At 49.5% G+C, this 12,897-nt stretch carries 6 protein-coding genes and 5 pseudogenes; 5 read left to right on the forward strand and 6 right to left on the reverse strand.

Annotated features, from left to right (window positions below):
* Nucleotides 1-9: 9 nt before the first annotated feature.
* Nucleotides 10-258 (forward strand): annotated as a pseudogene (locus DZ54_RS27340) (DUF2919 family protein); the annotation flags it as partial.
* A gap of 149 nt (nt 259-407) precedes the next feature.
* Here DZ54_RS27340 and crr read toward each other — a convergent pair.
* From crr to cysZ, 5 genes and pseudogenes are all read right to left on the reverse strand, one after another.
* A complete protein-coding gene (gene crr, locus DZ54_RS25840; protein ID WP_025673279.1) occupies nt 408-917 on the reverse strand; it encodes a PTS glucose transporter subunit IIA in 510 nt (169 codons plus the stop codon).
* Between the two features lie 39 nt (nt 918-956).
* Nucleotides 957-2,684, reverse strand: coding sequence for a phosphoenolpyruvate-protein phosphotransferase PtsI (gene ptsI / locus DZ54_RS0104875; protein WP_025673280.1), 1,728 nt, complete (start codon nt 2,682-2,684; stop codon nt 957-959).
* Nucleotides 2,685-2,734: 50 nt separating this feature from the next.
* Nucleotides 2,735-2,992, reverse strand: coding sequence for an HPr family phosphocarrier protein (locus tag DZ54_RS0104880; RefSeq protein ID WP_025673281.1), 258 nt, complete (start codon nt 2,990-2,992; stop codon nt 2,735-2,737).
* Nucleotides 2,993-3,308: 316 nt separating this feature from the next.
* A pseudogene (cysK, locus tag DZ54_RS19195) lies at nt 3,309-4,276 on the reverse strand (cysteine synthase A).
* A 112-nt stretch (nt 4,277-4,388) separates the two neighbouring features.
* Entirely contained in the window at nt 4,389-5,147 is a 759-nt protein-coding gene (cysZ, locus tag DZ54_RS0104890) for a sulfate transporter CysZ (RefSeq protein ID WP_025673282.1), read from the reverse strand.
* 278 nt (nt 5,148-5,425) lie between these two features.
* Between cysZ and zipA the strand changes: the two genes are divergently transcribed.
* The 3 genes and pseudogenes from zipA (at nt 5,426) to gltX (ending at nt 10,044) form a co-directional block, all read left to right on the forward strand.
* A complete protein-coding gene (zipA, locus tag DZ54_RS19200; protein ID WP_037330335.1) occupies nt 5,426-6,394 on the forward strand; it encodes a cell division protein ZipA in 969 nt (322 codons plus the stop codon).
* 112 nt (nt 6,395-6,506) lie between these two features.
* Nucleotides 6,507-8,514 (forward strand): annotated as a pseudogene (ligA, locus tag DZ54_RS19205) (NAD-dependent DNA ligase LigA).
* Between the two features lie 106 nt (nt 8,515-8,620).
* A pseudogene (gene gltX, locus DZ54_RS19210) lies at nt 8,621-10,044 on the forward strand (glutamate--tRNA ligase).
* A 94-nt stretch (nt 10,045-10,138) separates the two neighbouring features.
* On the opposite strand, the pseudogene DZ54_RS19215 reads toward gltX, so the two are convergent.
* Nucleotides 10,139-11,388, reverse strand: a pseudogene (locus DZ54_RS19215) (uracil-xanthine permease family protein).
* Between the two features lie 292 nt (nt 11,389-11,680).
* On the opposite strand from DZ54_RS19215, the gene DZ54_RS0104915 reads away from it, so the two are divergent.
* Nucleotides 11,681-12,862 carry a DUF2066 domain-containing protein gene (locus tag DZ54_RS0104915; protein ID WP_025673283.1) on the forward strand — a complete coding sequence of 394 codons (1,182 nt, stop codon included), beginning with the start codon at nt 11,681-11,683 and terminating at the stop codon, nt 12,860-12,862.
* Nucleotides 12,863-12,897: the final 35 nt, after the last annotated feature.

Raw genomic sequence — 12,897 nt, forward strand, 5'->3', positions numbered from 1 at the left:
GCGTTTTATATAAGCTTAGCGATTGGCCTAGTCCCGCTTGGACTATTGCTATTGGTGGGGAACTGCGATAGAGCGCCGGAATGGCTAAGGCAATACTGGTATACGGGCTATGGGTGGGTGTGGTTGTTGTGGGCATGGGAAGCTTATCAAGTATGGCAAACGCTCATCATCACCGGGGGACAATTTGATTGGTTGCTTGCCTTGCACGGACTTTGGCTGGTTTGGGCAAGCCTTTATTGGCTGCGAAGTCGACGAGTGAAGCGCTTTTTTTTCCAGTTTATCATCGCTCTAGTTTACAGCGCTTACTATAGCGCGTTCACTTTTTTAGCGCGTTCACTTCTTTGGAGTGAAAAGCCAGGAATAAAAAACGCAGCACTAGGCTGCGTTTTTTTACTGAGAAAACGCAATTATTTCGTCACACGCAAGACAGAGGTTTCCCCAACAGTCACGGCACCAGAAAGCTTAGTCAGCTCTTTGATTTCGTCCATGTTAGAGATCACAACCGGTGTCAGTGTTGATTTTGCTTTTTCTTCGAGCGTCGCTAAATCAAATTCAATCACTGTGTCACCAGCTTTAACGGTTTGGCCTTCTTCCGCAATGCGCTTGAAGCCTTCGCCTTTTAGCTCAACGGTATCAATACCAAAGTGAACGAAAAGCTCAACGCCATCATCTGACTCAATTGAGAAAGCGTGGTTGGTTTCGAAAATCTTACCGATAGTGCCGTTTACTGGCGCTACCATTTTGTCGCCAGATGGCTTAATCGCAACACCATCACCGACGATTTTCTCAGCAAACACAACGTCAGGCACGTCTTCGATGTTGACGATCTCACCCGACAATGGGGCGATAATTTCAATAGCACTAGCGTCGTTGCTGTCTTCAGACACCAACTTCTTCAGTTTGTCGAACAGACCCATAGTGTTGCTCCTAAGCAGTAATTCTTTGCTGATTGTATATTAGCAAGCGGTTTTTTCCGCAATAAATTTTTCGACATAGGCCTCGATTTCTGCCGCAGTTGGCAAAGTGAGTGCTGTGTCGGCCATCGCTTTCACATCAGCAAAGTTGGCATTACGGATAATCTTCTTGATGCGAGGGATAGAGATGGCACTCATACTGAACTCATCCAAACCCATTCCCATCAATAGTAACGTTGCTTTCTCGTCACCTGCAAGCTCTCCGCACATACCCGTCCATTTTCCTTCCGCATGTGAGGCATCAATCACTTGCTTGATAACCGTTAACACGGCAGGAGACAGTGGGTTGTATAGGTGCGAAATAAGCTCATTACCACGATCGACCGCTAAGGTATATTGGGTCAAGTCATTGGTACCGATGCTGAAAAATGCCACTTCTTTCGCGAGATGGTGAGCGATGGCAGCCGCTGCGGGGGTCTCAACCATCACGCCGATTTCAAGATCAGCATCAAAGTCGAGGCCTTCTTGGCGCAGCTCTGCTTTGTAGGTTTCAATCGCTTCTTTTAGCTCGCGGATTTCTTCGACGGAAATAATCATCGGGAACATCACACGAATTTTACCGTGTGCCGATGCGCGTAAGATAGCACGTAGCTGATCGCGGAGAATTTCTCGACGGTCAAGACTGATACGGATAGCTCGCCACCCCAAGAATGGGTTCATTTCTTCAGGCAAGTCCATATAAGGCAGATCTTTGTCACCGCCAATGTCCATGGTACGAATGATCACTGGGTGACCATCAATCGCTTTCACGACCGCCTTGTACGCTTGATATTGCTCTTCTTCAGTCGGGAGCGAGTCACGGTCCATGAACAAGAATTCAGTGCGATAGAGACCCACACCTTCGCCACCATTGCGATTCACGCCGTCACAGTCTTTTACTGTACCCACGTTACCGCACACTTCGACTTGGTGGCCGTCTAATGTGATAGCCGGTAAGTCTTTGAGCTTAGCCAGCTCTGCTTTTTCCGCGATGTGTTGTTCACGGATAGCTTTAAATTTGTTGAGCTCGTCGTCAGAAGGATTAACCACAATTTGGTTGTTAATCGCATCAAGCACTAGCATATCACCGTTTTTAATTTTGGCGGTGGCATTGTTGGTGCCTACGATCGCGGGAAGCTCTAACGAGCGCGCCATGATCGATGAATGAGAGGTGCGACCACCGATATCGGTGATAAAACCGAGCACATAATTCAGGTCAACCTGTGCTGTTTCTGAAGGGGTCAGATCATTCGCAACTAGGATCACTTCTTCGTTGATTGCGCTCAAAGACACCATATTGATGCCGAGTGCGTTTTTAACAAAGCGAGAACCAATATCACGGATATCTGCCGCGCGCTCTTTCAGATAGTCATCGTCCAGAGACTCAAGCGTCACCGCCTGCTCTTCAATCACAGCGTAAATCGCATGATCTGCAGTGGCATGGTTAGATCTGATGAAGCTAACAATCTCGTCTTCCAGCTCTTCATCTTCAAGCAGCATGATGTGCCCTTCGAAGATCGCTTCTTTCTCTTCGCCGAAGGTTTCCCTTGCTTTGTCTTTGATCGCTTCGAGTTGCGTCTTAGACTGTTCGCGAGCATCCAATACGCGCTGAATTTCGTTTTCAAATCGAGACGCATCAATCTTATCTTTATTGATGACAACGTCTTCTTCTTGCAACAGCAGTGCTTTACCAAAAGCAATACCAGGTGATGCCAGGATGCCTGAAATCATAGCTTTACCTTACGTTTATCCAACTTAAAACCGATAGAAAAAGAGCCGGATTACTCCAGCTCATCCATCAGTTTTACCAGGTGATCAACGGCTTGTTGTGCTTGCGCACCTTCAGCAGAGATAGTCACCTTCGTGCCTTTGGTCAAGCCTAGGGTTTGAAGTTTAAATAGGCTTTTCGCGCTCGCGCTCTTACCGTTTGATTCAACAGTGATGTCAGCGTCATAGCTTTTCGCTTCTTTCACGAACTGCGCCGCTGGACGAGTGTGTAGGCCGTTTTCTGCAGAAATTTCAACTTGCTTCTGATACATGATTCACCCCGTTTCTGTATTTTTTTAAATCTATGTATTAAATATAAGGTTAGCTTAACCGCTAATGGGCGATTTCGCTATCCGCTGACGCTAACCTAACCAAGAAAGTGACCTGATAGCTTAATCCATGTCAATTTCCTGTCATCTTTCTCTCATTTTTGACTTTCCACTCATTAGGCTCAAGGGCTTTTATTTTGATGCGGAAAATAAAAATGTTGCTGTGTTTTACTAAAGCTTAATATAAAAATCAAACAAAAAAGGCCCAATCTGGGCCTTTGTAAAGAGGGAAAACCATTTAAAGCTTGCTAAGCCACTGTTACTGCTCTGTTTCCAGCTCAGTGAACATACCAGCAAATAGTGGAGAACTGAGATAACGCTCGGCGGCACTTGGCAAAATTGTGACAATTGTCTTATCAGCAAATTCAGGAAGCTCGGCAATTTTGTTGGCAGCGACCACGGCGGCACCGGATGAAATCCCGCTAGAATACCTTCTTCTTCCATTAAACGACGTGCCATAGCAATGGCTTCGTCAGAACTCACAGAAACGACTTGGTCGACCAATGAAATGTCCAAGTTTTTCGGCACGAAACCCGCACCGATGCCCTGAATTTTATGGGGTGCCGGCTGCACGTCTTGGCCAGCGATGGTTTGAGCAATCACCGGTGACTCTGCCGGTTCGACGGCAACGGTAGTGATTGCTTTCCCTTTGGTGTTTTTGATATAGCGGCTCACACCGGTTAGGGTTCCCCCTGTCCCGACACCCGCGATAAACACATCAATCTCACCGTCGGTGTCTTCCCAGAGCTCTGGTCCGGTGGTTTTTTCATGAATTTCGGGGTTAGCAGGGTTGTCAAACTGCTGCAGCATCAGATATTTGCCTGGTGCTTCTGCCATGATTTCTTCTGCTTTCGCAATTGCGCCTTTCATGCCTTTTGGCGCTTCTGTTAGGACCAGCGTTGCGCCCATCGCTTTAAGCAACTTACGACGCTCAAGGCTCATAGATTCTGGCATGGTTAGCGTCAGCTTATACCCGCGTGCAGCAGCGACATACGCGAGGGCAATCCCCGTGTTACCACTGGTGGGTTCAATCAGCTCAATCCCGGGCTTCAGAGTGCCTTTTTTCTCCGCATCCCAGATCATATTGGCACCAATACGGCACTTCACACTAAAGCTTGGGTTGCGCGCTTCCACTTTTGCTAACACATTAGAGTTAGCTACGCGGTTAAGGCGTACCAGTGGGGTATGGCCAATTGTTTGTGTATTGTCTTCGTAAATCTTGCCCATTGTATCGTTCCTTCATGACACCGATGTAAATCACTGTTCCAAGCATATCGCTAATGCCTGCTTTTGAAAGGATCGGTTGGTTATATCTTATTGTGAGCGTGTTAGAGAAGCGTTAGTTGCGCCCCAATGGCGCCTTGTGGCGATCGACCCACATGGCCGTTGCGCCACATACCGCGGCAGGCATAACGATCAGATTTAGCAAAGGTGTCATAGTGAATAACATGACCACCGCGCCAAAACTCAACGATGTGCTGCGTTGTTGTTTGAGTGTATCGCGCATAGTTGCAAACGAGACTTTGTGATTATCGAACGGATAGTCGCAATACTGGATCGCCATCATCCAAGCACTAAATAAAAACCACAACACTGGGCCCAGCGTTTGGCCAATGGCGGGGATCCAAAGCAACAACAATAGCCCTAACGCTTTGGGAATGTAATACGTTAGCTTTTGCCACTCGCGCTTTATGACACGTGGGGTATCTTTGATAAGCCCTGCCATGCCATCGTCGGGGGCGGGGGCATTGGTCAGCTTGGCTTCTAGGTGTTCGGCTAATAGACCGTTAAACGGGGCTGCTATCCAGTTGGCGAGTGTGCTAAAAAGATAAGAGAAGACCACTAAGATCGCGATAACGAGGAGCGGCCATATGAGAAAGGAAAGCCAGGATAACCACTCGGGAAGCGCAGCCATCCAATGTTCTATCCATTCACTAACTTGCGAGAGTAAGTAAACAAATGCGCCGCCGAGCAGTAGGACATTCACCAAGATTGGAATGATCACAAACCGACGTAAGCCTGGGGCCATCATTAACGAAAACCCTTGAAAGAGGTAGCCGGCGCCGCTTTGAGGACGAGGGCGTGTCGCGTTGTTCATTATATCTCCTTGATGATTCGCGGTATCGATTGACGGTTTGTGATTATAGTATGAGGGGGCTGTCGAGATGACAACGGCCCAATAATGGGAAAGTTTACGGATTTGTGTGTCTCGATTCGTTAAATTCTTCCCAACTTTTGATACAGTTAACCCCGTTGACCATTAACGCATTGCGTCAGCCAACGGGCCCCGCTTATGATCACACTAACGTTTGCAAAGCTGTCAGCGTTGTGACATAAGCTAATCAAAACGCTGAACATAGATAGATTTGAGAATCGATGATGCAGGAATTGCGCCTTGTACTGATTGTTTTGGGAGCATTAGCAATTGCAGCTTTGCTTTTGCATGGTCTCTGGACGAACAAGAAAGAAAAGACGACCAAGTTCGGCGAAAAGCCCTTGGGAAAACTGGAAGACGATAACGACGCGCAAAAGTTTGACCAAGATGGCATTGGTGCGGTGAGAGTCGTCAGTCATGCAAAGCATGGCAACGAAAAGCCAGCGCGTCAGGAGCCTGCTGTTAGCTTCGGCGACAAGCCTGACGTTGACCCGCTATTCGCCGGTGACACCCAGGTGACGTCTGACTCAGAATCAGAACAAACGCTTTACCCGTCAATGTCGGCAACTGACGATGATTCTAGCTTTGCCTCTGCGCCGGTTTCTGCTTCGAATGATGGGGATGAGACCGGTGAGACGCAGGCTGCGAGCACCACTTTTGTTAAGTCAGAGACGGATGCGATGCGCACTCACGATGCCACTCAAGCTGACCCTCACGAGAATGAAAACCACGCGCCTGAGCCAGAACAATCATCGAATCAAGAGGATGCACCGGACGATACCGAGGTATTAGTATTACACGTGCATGCCAATAATAACGCAGTGTTTAGCGGTCTGGACTTAATTCCAACGTTAGAGCAGTATGGACTGCGTTTTGGCGACATGGGCATTTACCACCGCCACTCAGACTTATCTGGCAGCGGTAAGGTCTTGTTCAGTGTGGCTAATATGGTCAAGCCCGGTACCTTTGATGTGAGTCATTCAGAGAGTTTTGAAACTCCGGGGATCAGCTTCTTTATGACATTGCCTTGTTACGGTGAGCCAGAGCAGAACTTTAAGTTGATGTTGCAAACGGCGCAGCAAATTGCTGATGAGTTGGGTGGATTGGTATTAGATGATGCCCGCTCGATGATGACACCATCACGCCTTGATGAATACCGTGAGCGGGTGAAAGCCTTCAGAGCCTCGTAACGCGCTTAACACTGATTGATGATTGCTTAGACGGACAGCGGGACATGGCTCCCGCTGTTGGCGATTTATCGATATACTTGCCTGCAACTCTGCTGATACGACGACCTAAACCATGGCTTACAGTAAACAACAACTTGATAATATTAAGCATCAGCTCAACTATCACGCCTATCGTTATTACGTTGAAGACAGCCCTGAGCTGCCCGATGCCGAATACGACCGTTTAATGCAAACCTTGCTGGCTATTGAAGCTGAGCATCCTGAATGGGTGATGGCAGATTCGCCTAGCCAGCGTGTGGGAGGAGCGCCACTTAGCGCTTTTGAAACCGTCACCCATGAGCTGGCGATGTTATCGCTGGGGAACGCGTTCAGTGATGAGGATCTCGCCGATTTTGAGCGCCGAGTTAAAGACAGACTCGGTCACACCGAATCCGTCACCTATACCTGTGAGCCAAAGCTCGATGGCTTGGCGGTTAGCTTAATTTATGAAAACGGTAGATTAGTGCAGGCCGCGACCCGGGGCGATGGAGCGACGGGCGAGAATATTACTCACAATGTGAAAACGATTCGCAATGTCCCATTGACCTTGCAAGCGGGGGATTGGCCTGAGCGTTTAGAAGTGCGTGGCGAAGTGTTTATGCCAAAAGCAGGCTTTGAAGCGCTTAATGACGCGGCGTTAAAGCGTGGCGATAAAACCTTTGCTAACCCACGGAACGCTGCAGCGGGTAGCCTGCGTCAACTTGACTCGAAAGTCGCCGCCAATCGACCGCTGAGCTTTTATGCCTATGCGGTGGGCGTGATGTCGACGTCGTTCGGGGAAGGGCAGAGTGAACGCTTACAGCAGCTTAAACAATGGGGCCTTGCGCTAAGTCCCGAAGTGAAACAGGTATCGGGGCTTGAAGGCGTTAAGGCTACTACCAAGATATCTTGGCCCGTCGTGAGGATCTACCCTATGAAATTGATGGGGTAGTGATCAAAGTCGACAGCATTGCTAGCCAAGAAACCCTCGGATTTGTCGCACGGGCACCACGCTGGGCGATTGCCTATAAATTTCCGGCACAAGAAGAAATCACCCGCCTCAACGGTGTGGAATTTCAAGTCGGCCGCACGGGTGCGATCACCCCGGTGGCGAAGCTTGAACCTGTTTTTGTCGGGGGCGTGACAGTCAGCAACGCGACCTTACATAACGGTGATGAAATTGAACGTTTAGGCGTGCACATTGGCGACACTGTGGTCATTCGCCGCGCGGGCGACGTGATCCCACAAGTGGTTGGTGTGGTGGAAAGCCGGCGTCCCGAGCAGGCGAAACCGATTGTGTTCCCCAATGCCTGTCCGGTCTGTGAGTCGGCCGTGACCCGCATTGAGGGTGAAGCGGTCGCACGTTGTACTGGCGGGTTGATTTGTCTGGCCCAGCGTAAAGAAGCGATCAAACACTTTGCCTCACGCAAGGCAATGGATATTGACGGCCTAGGCGATAAAATTGTCGAGCAGTTAATTGAAAAAGAGCTGATTGAAACGCCTGCCGATCTGTTTACCTTAACCCCAGGCGTATAACTCAGCTAGATCGAATGGGGCCGAAATCGGCGCAAAATTTGGTTGATGCATTAGACAAAGCCAAAGCGACGACTTTATCACGCTTTATCTATGCGCTTGGGATCCGAGAGGTGGGCGAGGCCACCGCGCAAAATCTTGCCCTGCATTTTAAAACCTTAGACGCTCTGCGTGCCGCGGATGAAGACGCACTGATTGCGGTGCCTGATGTCGGTGCGATTGTCGCGGGCCATATCGTTCGTTTCTTTGCCGAGCCGCATAACCAAGCGGTTTTAGATGCACTGCTCAACACCGGGATTCACTGGCCAGCGGTGAGTGCGCCATCAGACGAACAGGCACAACCTCTGGTAGGTAAAACCATTGTGCTGACTGGAACCTTATCGAAAATGTCACGCACCGATGCCAAAACGGCGTTGCAGGCACTGGGCGCGAAAGTGACCGGCAGTGTCTCGGCAAAAACCGATATGTTGATTGCCGGTGAAGCCGCTGGATCCAAACTGACGAAAGCACAAGATCTTGGTGTGACAGTCCTCGACGAAGACGAAATGATCGCTTTAATCCACCAATAGTTTACATGGCCATGTGCAGCCTCTGCGCATGGCCTGATTGTGGAATTTACCTGGACTGGTAAACTACCTGTTATTCATCATTCTCAGCACTGGGATAGGGATCCTAATGACTACTAAAACCCGCTTTGCCCCCAGCCCAACTGGCTTTTTGCACGTGGGCGGTGCCCGTACCGCACTGTATTCTTGGCTCGCAGCACGTAGCCAAGGCGGTCAATTTGTCTTACGAATTGAAGATACTGATATCGAACGTTCAACCAAGAAGCGGTTGATGCTATTTTAGCCGGCATGGAATGGTTAGGTCTTGATTGGGATGAAGGGCCGTACTACCAAACCAAGCGCTTTGATCGTTATAACGAATTAGTCGATCAGTTGCTGGCCGAAGACAAAGCCTACAAGTGTTATGCGCCCAAAGAACTTTTAGAAGCAATTCGTGAAGAGCAAAAAGCGAATGGTTTAAAAGCACGCTACGATGCCAATCATCCCAAAGTGATCGAGGCAAATAGTAACGCTAAGTCTGACGACCCACATGTTATCCGTTTTCGTAATCCAAAAGATGGCAAGGTGGTGTTTGATGACAAAATTCGTGGCCGTATTGAGATTGCCAACAGCGAGCTTGACGATCTGATTATTCGTCGAACGGATGGCAGCCCAACCTATAACTTCTGTGTGGTGGTGGATGATTGGGACATGGGGATCACCCAAGTGGTACGCGGCGAAGATCATATTAACAACACCCCGCGTCAGATCAATATCTACGAAGCTCTGGGCGCGCCAGTGCCTGAATTTGCCCATTGCTCGATGATCTTGGGCGACGATGGTGCCAAGCTGTCTAAACGCCATGGTGCGGTCAGCGTCATGCAGTACCGTGATCAAGGCTTCTTGCCACAAGCGTTGCGTAACTACCTTGTTCGTCTGGGTTGGTCGCACGGTGACCAAGAGATCTTCTCAATGGAAGAGATGATTGAATTTTTCTCACTGGGCGCGATCAGTAAGTCGGCGTCAGCGTTTAACACAGAAAAACTGCACTGGTTGAACAACCATTACATCAAGCATGGTGAGCCGGCTGAGGTCGCGAAGCACCTGCAATGGCACCTTGATCAACAAGGGATTGACGCTACCGAAGGCCCAGCCTTGACGGACGTGATTGGATTAGTTGGCGAGCGTTGTAATACCCTGGTGGAATTAGCCGCGCAAAGCCGCTACTTCTACCAAGACGTTGATGAAATTGACGCTACTGCTGCGAAAAAACATCTTCGCCCTGTTGCTTTAGAGCCGTTGCAAGTGGCAAAAGGTAAGATTGAAGCGCTGGATGATTGGACGGTTGATGCCCTGAAAGCGGTGATTGCCGATACGTGTGCCGACCTTGATGTTGGTATGGGTAAAGTAGGCATGCCACTGCGTGTGGCTGTGACGGGTGGCGGTCAATCCCCATCCGTCGATGCCGTGATGCACTTGATTGGTAAAGACCGGGTCGTGGCGCGGATCGACCAAGCCATCAAGCTGGTTGAAGCGCGCGCGGCGCAAAGCTAAATCCGGTTATCTTGAAGGCTAAGTGCGTTAGCCTGACGACAAAAGACAAGGGCGCTGAATGTCAGCGCCCTTTTTAATGGATGAGGGGAAGGGATTAGTGTTTTTCTTCTTCCATTTGCGCACTGTCAACAATATGGTTTTCGCCCATTTGGCGTGGGAGTACCAAGTTGAGCACAATCGCTACCACACCACACAGGCTAATCCCTTGCAGCTAAAATCGCCAATGCCAAAGGCCATGCCGCCGATACCAAATACCAAGGTGACACCGACAATCGCCAGGTTACGCGAATCATGTAGGTCGACTTGATTACGAATCAAGGTATTTAGCCCGACGGTGGCAATCGAGCCAAAGAGCAAGATCATAATTCCACCCATCACCGGCAAAGGAATGGTGAGCAGCATCGCTCCGAGCTTGCCGACAAAGGCTAGCACAATGGCAGTGACCGCCGCATAGGTCATGATTTTCGGGTTAAACGCTTTGGTCAGCATCACTGCACCTGTCACTTCACTATAAGTGGTATTGGGTGGCGCGCCGAACATGGAAGCGGCAATGGTGGCGGCACCATCACCGGCCATCGTACGGTGTAGGCCTGGCTTTTTCAGATAGTCTTTACGGGTGACATTGGAGATGGCCAGCATATCGCCAACGTGCTCAACGGCAGGCGCAATCGCGACAGGGATCATGAATAAGATGGCATTAATGTTAAACTCTGGCAGCGTAAAAGCGGGCATCATTAACCAGCTCGCATTCGCTACCTGAGTAAAGTCGACAATGCCAACGACGAGGCTGGCAACATAGCCCACCGCAATCCCGGCAATGATGGGGACAAGTTTGAAAAAACCCTTAGCAAACACACTCACGGCAATCGTAGTCATCAATGAAAGCAAAGAGATCCAAATCGCGATATCGCCGGCAATTAACTGTTCACTACCATCACCAGTTTTACCGAGTGCCATATTGACAGCGGTGGGTGCCAACCCAAGACCGATAACCATAATCACAGGGCCAACCACAACCGGCGGCAGGAGTTTGTGAATAATATCCACGCCTTTAACGCGAATAATGGCCCCCATGAGCAAATAGATCACACCGGCTGCCATTAGGCCACCCATGGTCGCAGGAATACCGAAATTGTTGACGCCGTAAAGAATAGGGGCAATAAAAGCGAAGGAAGAGGCAAGGAAGATAGGAACGGAGCGGCGGGTGATAACTTGGAATATCAGGGTACCGATTCCGGCCCCAAAGAGTGCGACGTTCGGGTCTAGCCCGGTTAACAGTGGCACTAACACCAAGGCACCAAATGCGACAAACAGCATTTGTGCCCCTTGTAAAACTTGCAACATAATCTCACCTCCAAAAAAATCGCGCAATGCTAGCACAAAGCGTTTATGTGATTCCCATCATGTTTTTAAATGTGAGATCAATAGCAAATAAACGATGTAACGGATTTCATTATGAATCGTCTGCCGCGAATATCAGCGCCATGCTCGCCTGCCAGCGGCCATTGAGTCAGATAAGTGGCTTTCTCTGGGCCGGTTCCGCAGTTTGTTCTCTCTTTTTTACTATTGAGGATTGCTGAACCTAGCGCAATCCGCTTATGATCGCTGAACTCCCATTTATTCATGTGGAAAAACTATGAATCGATTTTTGTTGGCCCTAATTGCCTGTCTTTGGTTGCCAGGTGCGATGGCAAACAACCTTTATCACGCGAGCATTCCGCTTGATAACGCTGCACAAACTTCGCAGCAAGCGGCAAAAAAACAAGGGCTGCTCACGGTACTTTCCAAAGTCTCGGGACAGCGAGATGTGTCGGATAACCCCGCGGTCGAGCAAGCGCAACAGGACGTTGATCGTTTTATCTCTCAGCTGGGATATGGCGAAAACAATGATCAAACCAATGGTCACTCACCGCGCACACTCGAAGTGGGATTTGATAGTCAACAAATCCGCGAGGTGCTACGAAAGGCAGGGTTGCCCTTGTGGGGCAGTCCTCGTCCTTCAGTGTTGGTGTGGCTTGTGAATGATCGTGATGCGGACCGGCAAATTATTTGGGAGCAAAGTGAGCGTCCGGTGATTGACCAACTACGCGATGCAGCGGCTATACGCGGCCTACCTGTGTTAATTCCTGTGGGTGACTTTGATGATCTGATGGCGATCACGAGCAGTGATTTATGGGGCGGGTTTATTGATCCTGTCGAGCAAGCCAGTCAGCGGTACCAGCCCGATGGCATTGTGATCGCAAAGCTGGCTGAGCAAGCGATTCGTTGGCAGTTCTTTCCTGATGCCAGTCAAATGCAATCCGAGCAAACGCGTGGGCAAGCCAACAATGCCCAAGCCATGATTGATATCCTTGCTGATTACTATGCCGAGCAAACCGGTGTGGTACTCGACAACGACGATGAGCGTGCATCGCTCCAAATTGCTATCGCTGGCGTCGAGAATGGTGATGACTATTCCGCCCTTGAACGCACACTTGCGGCGCTGAATGCATTACAGCAGGTGCACTTAGCGGAATTAAACGATGACACTCTGGTTTTCGATGTGCGTTTAGCGGCATCTAAACAAGCATTGATTAATGAGCTAACCGCGAATCGAGATATTCGCCTGATGACGCCTCAAGAGCAACAGGCACATACGATGGCATCCACGGAGGCCGACAGTCCAAAATCAGAGGACAATGCGGTGAGCGTTGTGTCTGAAAACGGGCGTGACGCGCAGTCCACCGAGTTATTTGTAACCTCGAGACGAACGGATAACCGTGATATGGGTTCAACGGGGAATAAACGCCTGTGGTTTGTGTGGCAGCCCTCAACTTAAGTGAAAGGCAATAGCAAGAAGTGAAGGCTAGTCAC

The organism is Salinivibrio socompensis S35 (assembly GCF_000513715.1).
Lineage (GTDB): Bacteria > Pseudomonadota > Gammaproteobacteria > Enterobacterales > Vibrionaceae > Salinivibrio > Salinivibrio socompensis.

Bases quoted from the DNA above. Each gene is read 5' to 3' on its own strand.
- crr (WP_025673279.1), bottom strand. From the start codon at position 917: ATGGGTCTGTTCGACAAACTGAAGAAGTTGGTGTCTGAAGACAGCAAC.
- ptsI (WP_025673280.1), bottom strand. From the start codon at position 2,684: ATGATTTCAGGCATCCTGGCATCACCTGGTATTGCTTTTGGTAAAGCA.
- DZ54_RS0104880 (WP_025673281.1), bottom strand. From the start codon at position 2,992: ATGTATCAGAAGCAAGTTGAAATTTCTGCAGAAAACGGCCTACACACT.
- cysZ (WP_025673282.1), bottom strand. From the start codon at position 5,147: ATGAACAACGCGACACGCCCTCGTCCTCAAAGCGGCGCCGGCTACCTC.
- zipA (WP_037330335.1), top strand. From the start codon at position 5,426: ATGATGCAGGAATTGCGCCTTGTACTGATTGTTTTGGGAGCATTAGCA.
- DZ54_RS0104915 (WP_025673283.1), top strand. From the start codon at position 11,681: ATGAATCGATTTTTGTTGGCCCTAATTGCCTGTCTTTGGTTGCCAGGT.